The organism is Prochlorococcus marinus CUG1416 (assembly GCF_017695965.1).
Taxonomy (GTDB): domain Bacteria; phylum Cyanobacteriota; class Cyanobacteriia; order PCC-6307; family Cyanobiaceae; genus Prochlorococcus_A.
Genome location: NZ_JAAORM010000003.1, coordinates 1 through 18,826, shown reverse-complemented (window position 1 = coordinate 18,826; position 18,826 = coordinate 1). Strand labels below are relative to the sequence as shown.

The following is an 18,826-nucleotide window of genomic DNA, read 5'->3' as shown; positions in this document are numbered from 1 at the left end:
TTAATTTTCGCTTTTCTTAGTTGTAGTAGCGAAATTTGATGCAATTACACTTAAAAGTGCTACTACTTGCTCATTTGGGCAATTAGTGTTTTTTTTTAAATTTTCACATTCTTTTATTATGTTGGCGAAAGTATCTTCTACAATTCCGTTCATTTGATCATTACTAAAAGAATATGGATTATTCATTTTTAATTAATAAATAATTTTATTTTTACTTAAATATCATGCGAAGTAAATATATTAATTTAATAATGATAAAATTATTTCCACATAGGCTCATTTATCTTTTCAATCCTCTGAGAATTTGGTACATATGTATGTAAATTTTCAACTTTTATAGCCCACTTTTTAGAGTTACCCTTTAAACTTTCGCTTTTAATTAGGTTTGTAAGGGAAATTCTTTTTCTAACCTTAAGAAGACCTATGCATGTTTCCCAGGCTTCTTGATTTTTATAAATATCTAACCAAAAATCAAAAATACTTACTAAGAGATCTAGTGGGATATCAAAAGGGATTCCCATCGAAGGTCTTTCAATTAAATAATTTTTATTTCTTAATTCATTGAATAAATTATTTATGTTTAAATTAATAGCAAAAAGAATATCTTTTGCTGATTCATTTCCTATTAATTCTTTTCTATGGCAATCTAAAAGGAGTTTATCTTCAAGAATATTTTCATCACAATTTTTGACTCCCACAACCCAAAACCCTTCTCCTTTCTTTACTCCACTAGCAAGAAATAGATATTGAGGTGAATTCTTCAAAATTTAAAATCATTTCTTTATTTTTAACATTTTTTACCAGTTATGAAAATATTTATTGATTTACCAATCACAATTTTAATTTCTCGTAAAAAAAATTATTTGTTAAAATAAGGTTTTAGAGAATAATGTTTGACTTGAGAGAGCTGAAACTAATGTTTTTGGATCCTACTGATTTGATAATAAACAATATAAACATATTCCTTAGTAGAAATAAAACAATTAAATTTATTTTTTCTTAGGGAATAATTTTCTTATTTTCTCTTGTTGCATATACTCTTTTTTTGTTCTTATCTTTTTATCTTCTAGTGATTCTTTATTAATGCTTACAGCATAAATAATATATAAAATCATACTAGTAAATAATAACCCTAAAAAAAGAATTGATATCCCTATAGGTTCATTAGGACTAAAAATTTTTACATCTATAGCTTTATTTAGGGAAATTAACATCAATTAAGTAATTCCTTAAATAATTTTTATTTTTAGTCTAATTGATTTCTTCGTAACCAAAGAATGAAGTAGTATCTGAATTTTTATATCCATTAGCTACTTCCTGTGGATTCTGACTGTCAATTTTTCTTGCTTTCGCATGAATCATGTTAAATGGGAAAATAACAGCTCCAACGAAAAAATGAAGTATTAAAAAGTCTGAAGGTAGCCCGTTTACCCAATCAGGGAAAAATAGCAATGTCATCAATGATTCGTTCATATACATAGTCAATTAAACCTCTGAATCTTATTACTGAACTTACTGCAATACTATTAATTTTTAATAAATTGAAATTTATTTAGTTTTCAAGATTTATGAGATTTGATTGAAATGGAAACAAAAAAAAACTAAAATTTTAATTAGATATTATTTTATTTAGCGATTGTTAAAGTTATTTTTTGGTTTATTTCTTTTAATAGTTTCTTTATTCAGTCCTTCAATTGGGTTTGCATATAATACATCAGACCCTAGTGTCAGTTTTCTTCAAAATAGAATCTCTAATAATTTCTCGAGCAAATATTGTAAAGCTATTAAAAATGGTTTTTCTAAAGACGAAGCTATGAAGTCTTCTATATTAAAAACGGAAAATATTATATCTTTTTCATACAATCCACAAAAAAAATGGATTGAGAAAGATGACTTGGCAAATCAAATTTCATTAAAGGTAGTAAATGATTGTGGATGGTCATTCGGATTAATTGGAAAGGAGGGAGTTGATTATTTTAAAGCATACTTTCTGGAAATTTACGAAAAAAGTACTCCTGACAAAAAATTTTCTAGATAGATTAAACTAATGAGAAATATTTCAGACAAATTAGTAATGACTATAATTTTGATTACTATTATTTTAGTTTTTGGCTTAATTTTTTCAGTTAAATCTCCCGAGAGAAAGATTATAGATTCGCCAATAATATGGAAAGATGATTATTCCAAAATTGCTAATTTCAGAAGCTATAGAATAAATTCTGGAGGCAATAGAATAATTTAAATATAATTCAATATTATTTGCCAAAATATGAATTTAAATTTACACATGATATAAACTATTTTTTAGCAATCTTAATCAATTCATGATTTATTTTTTTAATTTAAGTAGTTCAAAAGAACTGACGCTATTCTTAAATCATCATTAAACCATGCTCGTATTGCCATAGCCCTTCTAGGATCATAAAAAATTTGTTTTCTGTACCAACTAAGAACTTCCGAATCTGATTTCTTACCATTACATGACAAACAACATGGGACGCAATTACTTTTAATGCTTGTACCCCCTTTTGATATTGGATGAAGGTGATCAAGTGATTCTGATGGTTTACCGCAATAAATGCATTTATAGTTAGTAAACTTATAAAGTGATTCTCTCCAACTTTTATTACTTATCTTGGGACATAGCTGATCAAGGTAAATTGCATCTTGTTTATGCATAATATTCTTGATAAATATTTTTGATATTAACAGTTTTTATTAAACTTTGATTGAATAAGAGAAGATAAGATTATGTAAGTAGTATTTTTATTCTTAAAATAATAGGACTTAATTACTAAAAAATTAGAAATTAGATTTAATGCTTTATTTATTAACAACTTTAGTAAATAGCCTTGACTATCCTTTCTATAAAAGTGTCACTATATTTTTTATATCCTTCATTTCTAATGCGTTTTCAGCAATTTCTGGAGGTGGAGCAGGCTTACTACAATTGCCAGCATTAATTTTATCTGGAGTTCCTTATTATCAGGCTCTTGCTAGTCATAAATTTGCCACAGTAGCATTAGGACTAGGCGGTTCATTAAGAAATTACAAATCTCTAAAAAATGATATTTATGTTGCTTGGAAAATCTTAATTTTTGGATTGCCTGGAGTTATTTTTGGCGCCTCTATAGTTGAATTTATCTCAGAACAATATTTATACTTAATTTTAGGAATAATTTCAATTTTATTAGCTTTTTACTCATTTTTTAAATCAGATTTAGGTTTGTCATCTGGGAATAATGAACTTAATTTAATTCATGAAATTAGATTTTTAATTTTAATTTTCCTAATAGGTATTTTGAATGGTTCTATTTCTTCAGGAACTGGATTGCTAGTAACAATACTTTTAATAAAAACTTTTGGAATGGATTTTCTACGTGCTATAAGTTTGACATTCTTTACTGTTGGAATTTTTTGGAATTTTACTGGAGCAATAATTTTGAGTAAAATAGGGTCAGTTCCTTCAAATATATTACTATTATTAGTAGTTGGTTCTTTTACAGGAGGATATTTCGGAGCTCATTTATCAAAATTAAAAGGAAATAAATTAATAAAAAAAACTTTTACAATAGTTTGTCTTTCAGTTGGTATCAGTTTGTTTATTAAATCTATACTGAGTTTTTGTATGTTAATTAAATGTGAATACTAATATTGTTGTGGTCAAAAAAAGACCAAAAACAGCTGTAAAAGTTAATAAAGATAGAGTCATTTTTACCTTTATTTACTATCCTATATTTTAATAAATAACTCGTTGTATTAAACAATACCTTTATCTGATACCTTCTTAATAGAATATAAAAAAAGGCCTCACATGTGTGGGGCCGGGTGATGGGGAACCTTATTTTTAAACCAATTTCCTGAAAATTGCAACCCCCTATCTGTAGTGCATCTTTAGTTGTTGTTGAACACTACAGATAGTGCCATGCAAGTTCTTATATGTGTGAGTATTTTAATTCTGAAATAATTTTTTAATTTTTACCTCATGATCGAACTTGTTATTTCATGATTTCAATTTTTATTACTAATGAAACTTGTTAAAAATGTCATTCATTGTATTATTCTTATGAACTAGCTTAGTTAAAAAGATTTAATGATTGAATTAACATTACTTACTCTTTTGAACTATGTTGGAGATAATTTCTGTGAATATAGAAATATAGGTCACGATAATTATAAATCTTTACTTCTTTCTTACAGTGATGCCAGTAACAAATTTGGACCATTAGAGGTTAAAAAGGTTATTGAGAAGTCAGAAAATTTTAAAGTTGCAGCTGTTGCTATTGCTGCAATTAAGTGCCCTCAGCATATAGTTAAATAATGAAGTTTGAATTAAAAACTGAAAATGAAAATTATTCAAAGTCATTTTCGCAAGTTTTAGGTATCCTTTTTATTCTGGCTCTAATAATCCCCATTTGTGATATAGCACTCAAATTAGGAATTATTTCTAGAAATTATCAAGTTTACTATAACTGTAGGCTTTTATCTGTTGAAAAATCTAAAACTAACTTTCATAAACTATCTAGGATTTCTAAACTAAAAAGTAAACAAAGAATTTGGGAGTTTTGTAGGGAGGTTCTTAAATAATAATTAGCTAGAAGCTGATGAATAGAATCTCAATCCAAATAACCAGAACTTCCTAGAAGTAATAAGAAATACAATTGCAACAACAACTTCCAGCAATATTTTCCATAATTGAGTATGACCTAGGAAAACTTCAGAAGGGATTGACGTTATAAATGCAATAGGAATGAAAACACTAAAAAATATTCTTAGAGAAAATGAAAATGAATTCAATGGAAATCTTCCAATATAAAGGAAGGATCTTAGTACTTCGGTGGCATTCCATGTCTTCACAAACCAAATAGTAGTTGTAGAAATTAAAAACCATAAACTATATAAAATTAAAATTGAGCAGATTATTGTAATCAAAGATAAAGTCAGGAAACTTAAATTTAAATTTATTTGATTTATTCTGATGCAAAATAATAATAAACAAAAACCTAGCATTATTTCTAAAAAGCCAGATGGATTTATTTTTTTTAATGAGATGAAAAATTGACTATCGATAGGTTTTAAAAGTACGAAATCTAATGTTCCTTCTCTTATGTGTTTAACTATTTCTGTAAGATTTGGATTGAACCATGTATTAGTTATTCCATTCAAAATTGTATAGATACCTTGAATTATTAGTACTTGTCGAAATTCCCAGCCTCCAATAATGCCATTGTTTTGAAAGAAAATAGATAATAAAAAAATACTCCCTATTAGACTTAAAATTGCTGTTAATAAATCAATTAATATATTTGTCTTGTACTCCAATTCAGAAGCCAAAGAAGTTTGTAAAAATTTTGTATAAACTTGTAAATATTTTCTTAGGTTCATGATCCCATAGCAGTATATTTTTTAGTTCCTTCGAACCATATTTTCTTAAATATTGGGAAAAGTAAAAGAATCCATAGGATTTGCATACTAAATCCTCCAAAAATATTTGTTGAGTTACCTGAGAGTAAGTTTGCAGGAAAGTCGATTAGATATGGAAAAGGAGTTATATAAATCCAAGATTTAATATATTCGGGAAATGAAACTACTGGCGCTAAAAGACCTGACAGAAATAAAGTTGGGATAAATAATAATCTTTCAATTGAAGAAGCCTTTTCTGTCCAGAAACATAAACATGCAACAATTGACTGAATTAAAAATTGAATTAAGAAAGATAAGAAAGTCGATATTGTAGATAATAATATAATACTCAAATTTGGAACCCATATACTTTCCGGTTTGAATATAAAAAAGAAGATAGCGATTATTATTGCAAAAGGAAATCTTGTTATTTGTTCCGCAAGATGTTGGGCAAAATATCTGAAAAATGGATTTAAAGGTTGGATTAGATAAGGAGATAATTTCCCTAAAAGAGAATCTTCTTCAAAACTAAATACAACCCAAACTACTGAAAACTGTCTTACAAAAAAAGCACATAAGAAATACCTAGAAAGCATAACATCACTTATGTTTATGGACTCGTTAAGGTTATTGTTTGTCCATATGTTTAACATGAATAAAGGAATAATCCCTGAGATTGCCCATAATGCAATCTCTACCCTATATTCCAACATGTTTGAATATTGGACCTTTAATAAGGTGAACATTTTTTTGTTAAACAAATTAGATATCATAATCTTTTTTAATTAATATTTTTCCAATAATTTCATCTATAGGAGGTTCATTTATATAAAGATCTTCAATATTAAACTTATTTAGGATGGTTTTAAGTGCAGAAGTAATAGATTTATTTTCAACTTTTATAGTGAGTTCATTCTGTGTTTGACTTTTAACAGTGAATCCTAAGCGCGCTAATTTATTTGAATCTTCTTCTGAACGGCAAACTATTATTATTTCCTTAACAGGAGATAGTTTTTTTAATAATTGGTCGAGTTTTCCATCATATGAGATGGATCCTTTGTGAATACATATAACCCTCTTACATAGCGATGTAATATCTTTCATATAATGACTTGTTAGGCATATCGTTGCATTAGTTTCCTTATTATATTTTTGAAGAAACTTTCTTAAATTACTCTGTGCATTAATATCTAAACCGAGTGTTGGCTCGTCTAAAAATAAAATATTTGGTTCATGGATTAAAGATGCTAGTAGTTCTGCTTTCATTCGCTGACCTAGAGATAATTTTCTAACAGGTATGAATAGTTCATCATCAATTTCAAGCATATAGGATAATTTTTTTATCCTTCTTTTTGCTTCGTACTTATCTAAGTCATATATAGATGCATTTAAATAAAATGATTCAATTGGTGGAAGATCCCAAATAAGTTGTTGTTTTTGACCCATTATTAAGGTTATATTCTTTAGAAAATTATCTTTTCTTCTATACGGTAAGTAGCCTGAAACTAAAATTGAACCTTCACTTGGATAAATTAATCCACAAAGCATTTTTAAAATTGTTGTTTTCCCGGCTCCATTAGCACCTAGAAAACCTACTATTTCACCTTCCTTGATTTCAAAACTTATATCTTTTATAACCTTTAGACTTTTTGTTTGCCTTTTAAAAAAATGTTTAATTGTTCCTTGTAAGCCTGGTTCTTTGGAAGAAATATCAAATGACTTAGATAAATTTCTTACATCAATAATATTTTCTGACATTTTTTAATTTTAAATTTTATAAAGTTTTTATTTGATTTATTTATTAAATTATCTCTATTTTAGAAAAACTTTTTAATGATTTAAATAATATCTTTAAAGGATACAACTAACCAGAGAAAAAAATTAATTGGATTTATCAACTTGGAAATCTTAATTGTATTTTCATACTTTAATCCTCTTAAAACATCAAACATCAAAATATTATTCTTTTTTGTGTCGGTAGTTTTATTTATTACATTACCATTTTCATCGAGGAGATCAATTTCATCTTCAAAAAACCATTGCTCTTTTCCATTAGATAATTGCAGGACTACTCCAATACTTTTACCATCAGTTATTTTGAAGTCACTAATTTTAGCCACCGAGGAAATATTTATAGCATCAATAATATCCTTAGTAAGTCTATCCTTTGATTGTTCAAGATTTACTTGAACTGAATTTCCTATTTTAGTCTTATCTAAAATTAACATTTTTAGGTTATTATACCTAGTGATATGTGTATTATGTGACTTGTCCTAAATTATTTATTTATTTTATAAATTTATTTTTTGAATATCGCTTCAAGGATTTTCTTTAGTGAAACTGTTACTATTCTCAAGAAGACAAAAAACAACCCTAACGATCCTAAAATAATTGCTATTGATAGCATATTTGAACCAAGATCACGCTGTAATATATTCTGCATGAATTTATAAATTAATAGATTTTACTTTACTTTAATAACTTATTTAATATGGAAAAGGGTGAAGATTCTGTTGTTTTTAAAAAACTTTTTTTATTAGACTATTTATCAGAAATGATTTATAAGCTAATATTTTCATAGAAACTTATATAAATATTTTGGAACTATCTTTGAACTCTTACATTGGAATATTCTTTATCGTTATTGGTCTAATAGTGAGAGTAGATTTTAAATTTTCCATGCAAAAGGATATCTAATAGCTTTATCAAGCTCTTTTAGTACGATGAAAAATACTAAGGTAATTCGCAAAAGTAGCTTTTTATGCCTTTATATCGAACTATATTGAATGTATATATTTGTGACTAGATGCTAGTCATATCAGACTTTTTAGTATTTCTGCCTATTGATATTACTAGATTCTCAACAATATAATTAAAAATAAACTTTAATTATGGGATTTCCACATTGCCCTATATGTGTCGCTGTAGCATTCCTAACCGCTTGCATAACAGTTACTAGAGGTTATTTTTTGTATTTTCTTTATAAAGAGGCTGAAAAGAGAAGAGCTTTACCATTAGTTCCAGTCTATGATTAATTTGCCTTTATTTATAGAAGGTTTACTTATTCCTTTAGTATTATTATTGTGTTTAGCGGTTTATAAGAGATCAAAAAGAAAGAAAAATAAAAAAGTCTATAATCGACCTACCAAGAAACTGCAAGGTTAGTTAAGTAAATATGTGAGTTTTGTACATTTTTCTATAATCTTAATGCAATCTTTCAGTTGCAAACTTTCTGTTTTTCATTGCTTATCTAATAAAATCCATTATGTGGAAGTTTTTATTGAATAAAACTGTTCATAAGCAAAAGGGGCAAATTAAGGAGCATTCAGGAAATAATGACAATACAAATTCTGTCTAAATCAATCCTTTGAAAAATTATTTGGGTGTAATCTTAATAAGATTTAAATCTACTTATGTTGAAAAAAAGTATTACATCACTTGCATTAGCATCATTAGCCTCATTCACACCTGTAGGTGCAGAAGAAAAAGGAACTTATTTTGTAGGTTCAATTGGTGCTGGACAAATGGCAGACATTGATATTGCTGCAAGTCTAGGCGGTGGAGATTTTGAATTTGATTCAGGTTTTTCTGGAGAGTTTGGAATTGGATACGATTTTGGAAAATTTCGTACAGAATTTACCTACAATGCAACAAATACAGATTTAACTACCGTTCAAGGAGTTTCTACAGATATTGGTGTAGATGTTAGTACATGGATGGTTTCAGGAGCATATGACTGGAGAGCTGACAAAAAATGGCAACCTTACGTAAGTGCAGGATTTGGCCAATCTACTATCGAAGTTGAGCTTGCTCAAACAATTGGAAGCGTTTCAGTCGTAGTTGATGATGACAATATCACCACATTCAAGATTAAAGCTGGTGTTAATTATGAAGCTACTGAAGACCTAGATATTTATGGAGAGGTTTGGGGCCAAGCTTTTGATGACTTTACAATTGGAACTTTAGAGTTTGAAGATTGTGGAATGACAGGGGTATCTTTAGGATTAAGATATAAGCTTTAATAATTTAAATAAGCATTTATTTCTAAAAAACAATTTATTAAATTCAAAAATTGAGGGCAAATAAATCCCTCTTTTTTTTGACAAATCATGGACAAATGTTGTTTTACTTTTTATTTACCGATTCTTTTTACCGCATCTCTTGACTTCTCAAGAATAAACATAAGTTAATTTTTAACTTTTTTATACAAAAAAATCTCGAAATATATATACATTTTATTATTTAATTTAAGTGAAGTTTAAGTTCTCTTTAAATTTTTCTTTTTACTTTTAAGGAAGGTCATGTAATTTAATATTCATTTTCTATAAATAAACTAGTGATTCAAATAATAAAAAATTAATAGAATTTCATACAAAAAAAAGACTCTAATGAGTCTTTTAATTCAAATCTATAAAAAAATTTATTGATCTGTATCAAGTTTACTAAAGTTTGGTCCAAGTATAATCCATATAAGGGCAAAAAGACCCATAAAAGCACCTCCAACGGCAGCTGCAGAGGGATTGAAACCACCTATAGTGATTGTAGTTAATAAATCCATTGATTAAAAAACAAATTTCTTGCAATCATACAGAATTTTAGAGGAAATATACCTATATATATAAAAAAAGAAATAATCTAAATATCTATTATTCCAGAGTTCTCTAGTTTTAATCAGCTAAAGTAAACCGACTGTCAATCAATAATTAAGTATAGGCCGAGGGTATATAAACATCATGAGCATGAATGAAACACAAGCAAACTTCTTGGAAGAAACTAGTAAGAATTTTATTGGTAACTAATTTTCTATAACGCCAGCTACTTTTTGTTCCTTTAGTCTTTTTTTTAGTATTGCATAAGCTTCCATAGCCCATTCTCTAGATAATCGTAATTCATCAAAATAAGCTTCTAACTTCTCTCTAATTAATTTGCCAATTTTAAATACTTCTACGAAGCCTAGATAAATTATTACAGCCAACTTACTTATGGTTACTGCAAAAGCTGCTGTCTTTTCAACTGTTTTTTCTGGCATTTGGACTTATCTAATTTCATTAAAATTACCAGACGTAAAAAATATATCTAGCCCAATATTTTTGGGATCATATTATTTGTAATTTATAGAGAAGAATATGTTCATTACGATACATTGAGCAGAAGTAATAGTGCATAAATGTATATTAATTATACAGAATCCGTTCCAAAATTCTGTAGGTTTAAGGTCTACCTATCTTTCAACTGCTAATAATTATTAGTTGAAAATAAAAAACCTATTTAATTTTCATGAAAATTTAATATCCCATCGAAGCGTAAAAATAATCTTCATCTTCATCTATATTTGTCCAAAAAAAAGTGGACAGATTGTGGACAAATGACTAAAAAGATATCCCAATTCCAGCTCCTGGGTACCAATGTTCTAAAGGCTTTTCTTGAAAGAATAAAAATTCTCTTTTGGTTTCTTTTGAAAATTGCATTAGTGAATTAGTAACATGAGAATTATCTCCAAGTATTACTGCGCTATCGGAAAGCTTGTTAGAAATTGCCTGATATTCAAGAAATTCATAATTACTACTATGGTCACTATCATTTATAAAAAGATCGATTTCCTCATCAATTCCTTTGAGAGTTTCTATCGAATCACCATAAGAAATACTTCCAAATTCTTTATAAGAACCTTTTAGAAATTGTCCCATGTTCTTATCTATTTCTGTGCCAATATACCTTCCAGTAAATCCTTCACTATTATTTCGCATTAATGCAGCAGATAAAATGCAAGCACCAACACCATTATGAACTCCTGTTTCAATAATTAATCTAGGTTTTATAGCCCTTGCGAAAACATACCAACCAATTCTTCTCCCATATTCAATTTTTGTATCTTTTGGATAATTACTTTCTTTATGAGCCTTGATTAAATGTCTTTGTAAATTCGAATCATCTCTTAATTCTTGTACATAAGAATATAAATTTTCAAAATCTTTTTTTAGAACAACAGAAATCATATGAATCATATGTTCGATATTTGATTTCTCCAAGTCATAATAGAAATTTTCTTTTTCAGTATCTTTCCAGAGCCAATTTTTAATTAAATTAATTTTATTTGAATAATATGAATTAGTTATTTTTTTTCTGCTTTGATAATTGTAGAATTTTTTAAAGGTTTTTGAACGCATTAAAAAATTTTTTGATGATTTTAAAAAAGGATATAAATTTTCTTGATAAATTTTCAATTTAAAATTTCAAACATTAATTACTCTAACATCACCATTAAAAGTGGACAAATGTTTCTTGTTTTAACCAGGCAAACTACGCAGAAATAAGCAAAAAATAGTTATAGCTTGAAAACCTAGTGTTGCACTAGGGCCATTAAGTGCTTTGGGTGCACTAGATCGCAGGTTCTAATCCTGTCGCTCCGATCAGTTATAGCAATGGTTTATAAATATATCACTTAGTCTCATATTGCGAAAGGTAGCAAGAGTTATGTAGTTTGTATATATAGTTGTGCCTAGTTTTCTGCTTATATATAATGTTTTTTGAAACTTTCCAAGTAAGAAAAATGCTCTTCGCACAAACTGGACAAGGTGTTGATATTTTTTCTCCAATAGGGATTTTGATTATTTTTATTGGAGTTGTTTTGACTGTTGGGTTCCCTGCCGCAATGATTAAGTTCGGCAGAAAGAGCTAGTAAGCATTTAATTCCGTAAGTGCTTCTTCTTTATCAAACAATTAATAATTAAGTTTTTAGTAATTAATTAATTTTCTATTTCCATCTCTAGTTTCTACTTTATTTATTCTTAACCCAATGAAAAGAACCCATATAAGTGCAAAAACTACTGGTAAGAATACGATAGCAAGTCTCATCATTTTTTTAAAAGTGTAATTTGCTAAATATAATACCGTTGAAATAGGTATTTTATTTAAAATTTCACGTTTATTTACTATGCAATGCACAATTAGCGAGGCCACAAAAGCTCTAGGATTTAAAAGTAGAAATTCTTTTTATCTATTACGGAATATATTATCTTTAAATCCAATTTCAAATATATTATCTCAAAAACATTTGCATAATCTCTTAGAACTGGTAATTTTAGTTGACTTGAATAAGTTCAAATGCAAGATCAAAGAATTGAAAAGATAGCAGCTGTTGCAGTAAACATAACGAAGGTGCTTTTAGTAATTTATTTGGGATTTGAAGAAGTATTTAAAATAGGCAAATCACTTAGAGAGAAGTTAGATGTTTATTTAGATGATTTACGAGTACCTCGAGAATGGGCTTCAGAAGCTTATGCAATACTAAAAAAACGACTTGCGGAACGAAAAGTAGCGGGTGGTATAGAAAATTAGTTATTTTTCAATATTGAACTTTTTAAATGTTGAAGAATAATAGCAGGTTCAGCATACCAATAATCAAAATCCTCAACGGTAACCAAATCTTCTGTTTGTGATAAGTTTTGCAAAAGCACTAGGTCGTACGTTCAAATCGTATCGCTCAAATCAGTTATAGCAGTAAGTCTCAGCTAATAATAAATTACAACCAAAAAAGGTTGCACCCAAAATGCAACCATATATTCTTTTTTTAAAGAATTAATTAATATTTTTTTAAAAAAGATTTGTTATTTTAAGTATGATTTAATTTTTATCATTGAAATTATTAAAGTTACTTTCCCTTACCTCATTTGCTTTTATCCCATTAACTTCAGTTGAAGCTAATGAATATGAATTTAAGAATATCAAACTTAATGAAGTTGCAAGTGAACAAAATAAATATCAACCAAAAGACAAACTAGATGAATACATAATTAATGGAGCAACTTATTCAACCAAATTTGTTCCATTAATGAATGATGGTGCAGAAGGCAGTGAATATACGAGCATCATGGCGAATGATCTCAATAGATTATTAGTTGACGCTGGATTTAATTTTGCAAATGCAAAAGCAAATGGTGAGATACAGAAAATTCCATTTTTTGCTCAAACTTCTGTAAATATTTCAGGCGGAACGGAATCAGATACAAGCTTCTCAATAAATAGTTTGATGAAACTTAGTGAACTTGCAAAAGATGATGAGGGTGATTTAAAGACTCTTGCCTTCTCTCAAGCAAGATTTGCTACTGCTACAAATGCAGATGGTTCCACCATTAACCTTGGGTTAGGGATTAGAAATCGTCCCAATGATATTTCTATGGTTGGAGCTAATGCGTTCTGGGATTACAGAATGACAGATTATAGTGATGCCCATAGCAGACTTGGATTAGGTGGAGAATACTTCTGGAAAGATTTTGAATTTAGGAATAACTGGTATATGTCAATAACTGATGAAAAGGACGTAACTATAAAAGGTGTTTCTTACAAAGAGAGAGTAGTACCAGGATGGGATGTGGAACTAGGCTACAGACTTCCAAATAATCCTGAACTTGCTTTTTTTGTAAGAGGATTTAACTGGGATTACAAAAATACCCAAGATAATTCTGGACTAGAAGGATCAGTAAGTTGGCAGGCAACTCCTCACATCGGTTTAGAAGCTTACGTCTCTAATGAAATTTCTGCAGCATCAACAACTGTGAATACTTCTCTACCTGGAACAGATGAGACTTTCTTTGGATTAAGAATGAATATCACTGGAAGTCCTGTGAAGTTTGAGAAATCAAATTATAAGAAAAATATGATTACTCAAATGACTCAACCAGTAAAACGTAAATTTGATGTTCTTTTAGAAAGATCATCTGGAACATTCCAAAATAGAGCCAAAGGAAATTGATTATTTTGAGTTTACAATTTCTTTCAATTTTTAATTTTTCAACCCTTTAAAACTAAAAAATCTAGAACCCATAATGAAAAAATTCAGAAAATCATTTCAACAAAGATTCATAAGTGCCTCTAGTTCAGTTGCTATTGGAGCAGCATTATTGGGATTAACAACCAATACAAATTCTGCTAAAGCTTCATCCCCAGCTCTTTGCAAAGATAAATTAACTCAGACTACTTTACAGAAAAATATTTTTTCCGAAAATAATACCCAAACTGCATCAGCTTTAAGTAGTTTTAATTATTATTGTCTAGGTTCACCTGACAAATTTGAGATTGTCATTTATGAGATGGGATTATGCACTCAAAATCCTATCTCTGGAACCCCTAAGACATTTAGTAAAGATAATTGTGAAGTAACAATGGTCTCTACTAGTGGATCTACAGCTGATCTGGCAGGCAAAACAGTCCCATTGCCATCAGCTTCAACTAGACCAGCCAATGCAACTTATACGCATGCTTATATTACTATTTTGAATGAATTTGGATTGAGAGGATCAATATCACTTGACGGCTCTGTTTATTGTTCAACAAATGATGGAGGAGTAAATTCATCAGTAGGTTGTACAGCAGTTGATCATACAGAAGAGTTGGATTCTTTTGATGAAAGTTTTGAGCCCGACTTTGGTCCTGAGAATATGCCGACAGGTGGGAAAGTTTCAGCACTACTTACTGATAGCAGTCTAACAAGGGCCGCTAATGCTTCTTCAGTAACAAGATTAGTAGGTGTATTTGAGACTAATTCGGGTTCTCCTGTTGTTATTAATGATGGAGTAAATGGGGTGGAAGTTGAACTTCAAGTTTCAGATGGTGGATATGGAATAGCTTTTACAAATTCAGGAGTCCCAGAGGATTTTGGTTCAGCTCCATTTAAACCAGTTTTCAATACTTTCTAATATTTCTAAACTTAAATATTTAGGCACCCAAAATGCACCCAAAATAAGGCTAATTATTCCGAATTAGACCATACTTTATTTCTTAAAAGCCCTGATATGACTATAAGTCTCATTTATAGCCTTATCGGCGCAAATGCATTGGGAGCACTAGGTCGCAGGTTCAAATCCTGTCTCCCCGACTCTTAAAAACCAATTCATACTAGCGAGTTACCCATACGCGCTTTTTTATTGTCTACTAGTCTCATGACCCAAGGGGTAGATGTAAGGGTAGCTATAATCCTCTAAGATACCCCTCAGGGGCTTACCATCTTGGCTCAGTAACTTGCCAACCTGCAGTAATTAATTGTTGATACTCCTTCCTAGCTTCATCTATTTTTATTTCTTTTCTTGTTTTCATAAGCGGTGGAGCTTCTCCACTTGATCCAACAACTATCCCACTATCAATAAACATATACTCAAAAAACTTATCCTTATTATTCTTATTCTTTGTAAAACGTCTTACCTCAGTCCAGTTAGGACATATTAACCATGCTTCTTCAGTTACCTTTCTAGAGTCTCTATTCATTTAAAAAATACTACTGATATTTATTGAGTAATCGATTATAAATTACCAACAATACTATTACTCCTCCAATACCAAGAATTGCATGGTATGGGTCATGATGATTCTGCCAAAGCTCCTGTAAAAATTTCATAAAAATTACTCCTTATTTCTCTATATATACAATGAGAAAAATTAAACCAGTGAAAAATTTAACCTTATATATAAATAACGGATTTAGAATTCATTTAAAAAAAATTTATTTTTCACAGTTTTTTTTCTACTATCGAATTTTAAATATTTCATTATTTTCATAATCAGTATTTTTGCTCTAGGAAATTTAGACCATCACATTTATGTTAGATCAACTGATTGAGGTTTAACTTAATGAGTACATATAAAACGAAATACTTCAAAAAAGCAAAAAACATTAATAACACCATTTGGTTAGACGAATTAATTAATCAACTTGAAAACAAAAAGCGAAAGGGGTTTAACCATGAATACATTTAGAAATAAACACTTCAAAAATGAATTAGACCCTAAGTATGCCTTTTATGATTGTCTTCGTAGTTGCGAACTAAAGATTAATTCTGAAAACTCTTTAGAAGAATGCGTTGACAGTTGTGAGCTGAGACCATTACCAAAGGATTTCGATCGATAAAAATAAGAATTTAAACTCTATTAAATATATAATTTGCCGTTATGGATTTATAAAAAATTAAATGAGGTTAATTTAATGTCCAATCTCGCTATCGATTTGCTTTTCACCTCTGTTCTGGATTTAAATCTGCAGGAGCAAAATCAGTATTGATAGCAGTAGGTAAAGCGAAAGAAGCCAGCAGGGAGATCATTAAGCGTTTAATTTAGTCTTCTGCATCTTCAAATTCTCTTAGCAAACGAAAAGTTTTAGAAATAAACGGAAAGATCCATACCAACAAACCCACCACTGTTATCAAAGCGAAAAGAAAGCCCAAAATTGCTAAGAATCCACCTGTTACATCTCCTTCGTAGAAGCGATCAAGCCCAATTGGGGCACCAACACCCAAAAGAAAGAGTCTTGATAAAGTTTGTTTTTCTTTTTTTCTCAACATAAATAATAAAAAATATGGTTTTATTGCTCCAATTTTAGATCTACTGTCAATCAATAATTCTCACACCTCCAAAAGTTCTAGGTCGCAGTTTCTAATTCTGTCGCTACGATCAATATTTGCAAGCCTTTATAAATATTTGAACTAGCCCCATATTGGAAAAGGAGCGCTAAAAGTATTGATAAATCTAAAAAATTTGATCTACTTTGTGCCAAGTTTTTTCCTTGTATAATAGATTAATAATTTTCTTTTAAATTTAAATTCTTGGTATTTGCTTTATCTGAAGAAAGAAATAAAAATAATATGATACTAATTAAACCTGAGACGCTAAGTGTTAATTGAAGAACTTCGATAATTATCTCCTTATTATATTTCTACTACAAAGTTAGAAGTACTCTTAGTTTTCAAAAAGAGTAAATCTTCTTAATTATTTATGGAATAGTTAATTTAAAGAATTACAAGTATAGTGAACTTCTTCTTATTTTTTTCTCTATTCACCATAGTAACTTTCAGCTATCTTCATCAATAACCAGTAGAAGAAATTAGCAAGTGTTTTCTGCATAAGAATCTCTATAGCTATTATTACTTAAATCAGAATCTCTAACTAAAACAATGTAGAAAATAGTTATTTAGACTTCCCAATCTATGTCGTAATCGTCATCAATATTATTTTCCCAAACCCTAGCAAGTTCTCTTAGTAGAGTTTTTATTTCCATATCTGTAGCTCCAGATTCGTGTTGGAACTTGGTGCATATGACTTTAATTTCGTCATAAACTTGTTCTAGCAATATTGTTTTTTGATCTGGATTCGCCATTTAATTCTTATCTATAACTTCTCCTCCATACTCCCTCGCTATAACATCTAAACACATAAGAATATCTTTATTTTTCAATAGATCTGTTTCACTCAAATACCTAAGAAGAGTTCTTATTTGATCAATAGTATTTTCGTGTAATTCCTTCATTAGTACTTAATTTCCATCTGCCAATAAGCATAGCAACCATAGGAGTTTTCTCTAATTAATTGTAATTTTCTAGAATTTTTTTTCATAGGAAAAATGCTGCAAGTATTAAGCATTTCAAGGATTAAAGTCTCTACATTTTGACCTTTCTTTTTCATAATCCTTGATATCAACATCCCATTCATAATTCTCCAAGATAAATATTAATTGAGTCTCTGCTTTATAAATATCTATTTTTCTTTTAAGCATTTTCAGAAAACTAATCATCTAAGAATAAACCAAATACAAATTCCGATAATGAATATAACTCTCTAAATTTATTATTATCAATAAGCAAATATACTGAAGCTATTGATATGACTGAGTTCTAGTAACAAATCTAAATAAAAAAATAGGCCTAAGCATGCTTAAATACTCCAAATCTTATTAACTTATAAATAAATGGCTTATTCAGAAACAAAAATTGTAATAGGTGGTATAGCACATATTCCTGTTCTTATTTTTATAGCTAATTTCATTAAAGGAAAGTTTGAAGTTAAAAAGGAAACCTTAAAAGAAACTTTAGTTAAAGAAGATTCAGTTAAAGTAATTGAGGCAAAAGAAACTTTAGTTAAAGAAGACAAAGCAAAAGCGATAAAGAAACTATCCAATAAGCTTGATAATATTGAAGAAAAAGCAGATGAGGTTTTTGAAAAAGTAAAGAAAAAAAAGAAAGATAAGAAAAAGAAAAAAAAGAAAGATATGAAAAGAGATTAACTAATCGCAAGAGTGTGAGATAAAAATATGTCACATAGCATTTGAAGATTTTGAAAAAGAAGCTTTAAAGTAACTTAGAATATTGCTTTATTACTTTTAAAGCCATTAAATTAAACTGCAAACCTTGTTTTGAATTAAATTATTTACATAACCGATCATAAAAATAATATTGGTTATTAATCTTAAAGTCGCATTAGTTAATAAGCTCAAATCTTGAATAATAAAAAGGTTTTAAGAGGTAGATAAATAATACAAATATTATTATTTTTTTTTCAAATTAGTCTTTTGCATTTTATCCATTTTCATATTTAATTGTTGGTCCTCTATCCGTATATGTTTGTATATCAAACCGTACATCTTTTTTAGTCGGTTGGTGAG

At 28.8% G+C, this 18,826-nt stretch carries 30 protein-coding genes; 12 read left to right on the top strand and 18 right to left on the bottom strand.

The genetic code is table 11. From position 1 onward, the window contains the following. The 4 genes from HA146_RS05170 to HA146_RS05155 form a co-directional block, all read right to left on the bottom strand. A complete protein-coding gene (locus tag HA146_RS05170; protein ID WP_209108518.1) occupies positions 1-186 on the bottom strand; it encodes a hypothetical protein in 186 nt (61 codons plus the stop codon). Between the two features lie 74 nt (positions 187-260). After that, positions 261-764, bottom strand: a complete 504-nt coding sequence (locus HA146_RS05165; RefSeq protein WP_209108517.1) for a josephin — start codon at positions 762-764, stop codon at positions 261-263. 225 nt (positions 765-989) lie between these two features. Beyond that, entirely contained in the window at positions 990-1,214 is a 225-nt protein-coding gene (locus HA146_RS05160; protein WP_209108516.1) for a hypothetical protein, read from the bottom strand. Positions 1,215-1,251: 37 nt separating this feature from the next. Further along, positions 1,252-1,473: a hypothetical protein gene (locus HA146_RS05155; RefSeq protein WP_209108515.1), complete on the bottom strand. Its 222-nt coding sequence runs from the start codon at positions 1,471-1,473 to the stop codon at positions 1,252-1,254. A 163-nt stretch (positions 1,474-1,636) separates the two neighbouring features. Between HA146_RS05155 and HA146_RS05150 the strand changes: the two genes are divergently transcribed. After that, entirely contained in the window at positions 1,637-2,038 is a 402-nt protein-coding gene (locus HA146_RS05150) for a hypothetical protein (protein WP_209108514.1), read from the top strand. A 299-nt stretch (positions 2,039-2,337) separates the two neighbouring features. Here the strand turns inward: HA146_RS05150 and HA146_RS05145 are convergent, their stop codons facing one another. After that, the gene (locus tag HA146_RS05145) at positions 2,338-2,679 is read right to left on the bottom strand and encodes an HNH endonuclease (RefSeq protein ID WP_209108513.1); all 342 of its coding nucleotides are present in this window, start codon (positions 2,677-2,679) and stop codon (positions 2,338-2,340) included. 139 nt (positions 2,680-2,818) lie between these two features. Here HA146_RS05145 and HA146_RS05140 point away from each other — a divergent pair, with 139 nt between their 5' ends. The 3 genes from HA146_RS05140 (at position 2,819) to HA146_RS05130 (ending at position 4,587) form a co-directional block, all read left to right on the top strand. Beyond that, a complete protein-coding gene (locus tag HA146_RS05140) occupies positions 2,819-3,652 on the top strand; it encodes a sulfite exporter TauE/SafE family protein (protein WP_209108512.1) in 834 nt (277 codons plus the stop codon). 441 nt (positions 3,653-4,093) lie between these two features. Further along, complete coding sequence (locus HA146_RS05135; RefSeq protein ID WP_209108511.1) at positions 4,094-4,321, top strand: hypothetical protein; 228 nt, start codon at positions 4,094-4,096, stop codon at positions 4,319-4,321. Continuing rightward, the gene (locus tag HA146_RS05130; protein ID WP_209108510.1) at positions 4,321-4,587 is read left to right on the top strand and encodes a hypothetical protein; all 267 of its coding nucleotides are present in this window, start codon (positions 4,321-4,323) and stop codon (positions 4,585-4,587) included. The genes HA146_RS05135 and HA146_RS05130 overlap by 1 nt, the downstream gene beginning before the upstream one ends. 3 nt (positions 4,588-4,590) lie before the next feature. Here HA146_RS05130 and HA146_RS05125 read toward each other — a convergent pair whose 3' ends face one another. The 4 genes from HA146_RS05125 to petP form a co-directional block, all read right to left on the bottom strand. Further along, positions 4,591-5,385: an ABC transporter permease gene (locus tag HA146_RS05125; protein WP_209108509.1), complete on the bottom strand. Its 795-nt coding sequence runs from the start codon at positions 5,383-5,385 to the stop codon at positions 4,591-4,593. Beyond that, a complete protein-coding gene (locus tag HA146_RS05120; protein ID WP_209108508.1) occupies positions 5,382-6,176 on the bottom strand; it encodes an ABC transporter permease in 795 nt (264 codons plus the stop codon). Before HA146_RS05120 ends, HA146_RS05125 begins: the two co-directional genes overlap by 4 nt. After that, the gene (locus HA146_RS05115) at positions 6,166-7,161 is read right to left on the bottom strand and encodes an ABC transporter ATP-binding protein (RefSeq protein WP_209108507.1); all 996 of its coding nucleotides are present in this window, start codon (positions 7,159-7,161) and stop codon (positions 6,166-6,168) included. The genes HA146_RS05120 and HA146_RS05115 overlap by 11 nt, the downstream gene beginning before the upstream one ends. An 80-nt stretch (positions 7,162-7,241) precedes the next feature. Further along, positions 7,242-7,631 carry a cytochrome b6-f complex subunit PetP gene (gene petP / locus HA146_RS05110; RefSeq protein ID WP_209108506.1) on the bottom strand — a complete coding sequence of 130 codons (390 nt, stop codon included), beginning with the start codon at positions 7,629-7,631 and terminating at the stop codon, positions 7,242-7,244. Between the two features lie 663 nt (positions 7,632-8,294). Between petP and HA146_RS05105 the strand changes: the two genes are divergently transcribed. Together HA146_RS05105 and HA146_RS05100 are read left to right on the top strand one after the other, a co-directional pair. After that, on the top strand, positions 8,295-8,438 hold the full coding sequence (locus HA146_RS05105) for a hypothetical protein (RefSeq protein WP_209108505.1): 144 nt from the start codon (positions 8,295-8,297) through the stop codon (positions 8,436-8,438). Between the two features lie 378 nt (positions 8,439-8,816). Beyond that, on the top strand, positions 8,817-9,425 hold the full coding sequence (locus HA146_RS05100; RefSeq protein ID WP_209108504.1) for an outer membrane protein: 609 nt from the start codon (positions 8,817-8,819) through the stop codon (positions 9,423-9,425). Between the two features lie 398 nt (positions 9,426-9,823). Here the strand turns inward: HA146_RS05100 and HA146_RS05095 are convergent, their stop codons facing one another. The 3 genes from HA146_RS05095 to HA146_RS05085 form a co-directional block, all read right to left on the bottom strand. After that, positions 9,824-9,961 carry a hypothetical protein gene (locus HA146_RS05095; RefSeq protein ID WP_193741377.1) on the bottom strand — a complete coding sequence of 46 codons (138 nt, stop codon included), beginning with the start codon at positions 9,959-9,961 and terminating at the stop codon, positions 9,824-9,826. A gap of 237 nt (positions 9,962-10,198) precedes the next feature. Further along, positions 10,199-10,432, bottom strand: a complete 234-nt coding sequence (locus HA146_RS05090; RefSeq protein ID WP_209108503.1) for a hypothetical protein — start codon at positions 10,430-10,432, stop codon at positions 10,199-10,201. A gap of 340 nt (positions 10,433-10,772) precedes the next feature. Then, a complete protein-coding gene (locus HA146_RS05085) occupies positions 10,773-11,570 on the bottom strand; it encodes a class I SAM-dependent methyltransferase (protein ID WP_209108502.1) in 798 nt (265 codons plus the stop codon). A 383-nt stretch (positions 11,571-11,953) separates the two neighbouring features. Between HA146_RS05085 and HA146_RS09640 the strand changes: the two genes are divergently transcribed. The 4 genes from HA146_RS09640 to HA146_RS05070 all read left to right on the top strand — a co-directional run bounded on the left by HA146_RS09640 (position 11,954) and on the right by HA146_RS05070 (position 15,098). Continuing rightward, complete coding sequence (locus HA146_RS09640; protein WP_257469906.1) at positions 11,954-12,082, top strand: hypothetical protein; 129 nt, start codon at positions 11,954-11,956, stop codon at positions 12,080-12,082. A 425-nt stretch (positions 12,083-12,507) separates the two neighbouring features. Beyond that, the gene (locus HA146_RS05080) at positions 12,508-12,741 is read left to right on the top strand and encodes a hypothetical protein (RefSeq protein ID WP_209108501.1); all 234 of its coding nucleotides are present in this window, start codon (positions 12,508-12,510) and stop codon (positions 12,739-12,741) included. Positions 12,742-13,039: 298 nt separating this feature from the next. Further along, entirely contained in the window at positions 13,040-14,155 is a 1,116-nt protein-coding gene (locus HA146_RS05075; protein ID WP_209108500.1) for an inverse autotransporter beta domain-containing protein, read from the top strand. Between the two features lie 73 nt (positions 14,156-14,228). Beyond that, positions 14,229-15,098, top strand: a complete 870-nt coding sequence (locus HA146_RS05070; protein ID WP_209108499.1) for a hypothetical protein — start codon at positions 14,229-14,231, stop codon at positions 15,096-15,098. A 301-nt stretch (positions 15,099-15,399) separates the two neighbouring features. Here the strand turns inward: HA146_RS05070 and HA146_RS05065 are convergent, their stop codons facing one another. After that, complete coding sequence (locus tag HA146_RS05065; protein WP_209108498.1) at positions 15,400-15,663, bottom strand: DUF1651 domain-containing protein; 264 nt, start codon at positions 15,661-15,663, stop codon at positions 15,400-15,402. Positions 15,664-16,138: 475 nt separating this feature from the next. Between HA146_RS05065 and HA146_RS05060 the strand changes: the two genes are divergently transcribed. After that, positions 16,139-16,303, top strand: a complete 165-nt coding sequence (locus HA146_RS05060; RefSeq protein ID WP_209108497.1) for a hypothetical protein — start codon at positions 16,139-16,141, stop codon at positions 16,301-16,303. 202 nt (positions 16,304-16,505) lie between these two features. Here the strand turns inward: HA146_RS05060 and HA146_RS05055 are convergent, their stop codons facing one another. The 5 genes from HA146_RS05055 to HA146_RS09630 form a co-directional block, all read right to left on the bottom strand. Then, positions 16,506-16,787 (bottom strand): hypothetical protein, encoded by a 282-nt coding sequence (locus HA146_RS05055; protein ID WP_374027178.1) that lies wholly within the window; start codon positions 16,785-16,787, stop codon positions 16,506-16,508. Positions 16,788-16,810: 23 nt separating this feature from the next. Continuing rightward, on the bottom strand, positions 16,811-16,945 hold the full coding sequence (locus HA146_RS09635; protein WP_257469905.1) for a hypothetical protein: 135 nt from the start codon (positions 16,943-16,945) through the stop codon (positions 16,811-16,813). 414 nt (positions 16,946-17,359) lie between these two features. Further along, the gene (locus HA146_RS05050; protein WP_209108496.1) at positions 17,360-17,545 is read right to left on the bottom strand and encodes a hypothetical protein; all 186 of its coding nucleotides are present in this window, start codon (positions 17,543-17,545) and stop codon (positions 17,360-17,362) included. Next, positions 17,546-17,695, bottom strand: a complete 150-nt coding sequence (locus HA146_RS05045) for a hypothetical protein (RefSeq protein ID WP_209108495.1) — start codon at positions 17,693-17,695, stop codon at positions 17,546-17,548. A 114-nt stretch (positions 17,696-17,809) separates the two neighbouring features. Continuing rightward, complete coding sequence (locus tag HA146_RS09630) at positions 17,810-17,941, bottom strand: hypothetical protein (RefSeq protein ID WP_257469904.1); 132 nt, start codon at positions 17,939-17,941, stop codon at positions 17,810-17,812. Positions 17,942-18,133: 192 nt separating this feature from the next. Here HA146_RS09630 and HA146_RS05040 point away from each other — a divergent pair, with 192 nt between their 5' ends. Beyond that, a complete protein-coding gene (locus HA146_RS05040; protein ID WP_209108494.1) occupies positions 18,134-18,448 on the top strand; it encodes a hypothetical protein in 315 nt (104 codons plus the stop codon). Positions 18,449-18,826: the final 378 nt, after the last annotated feature.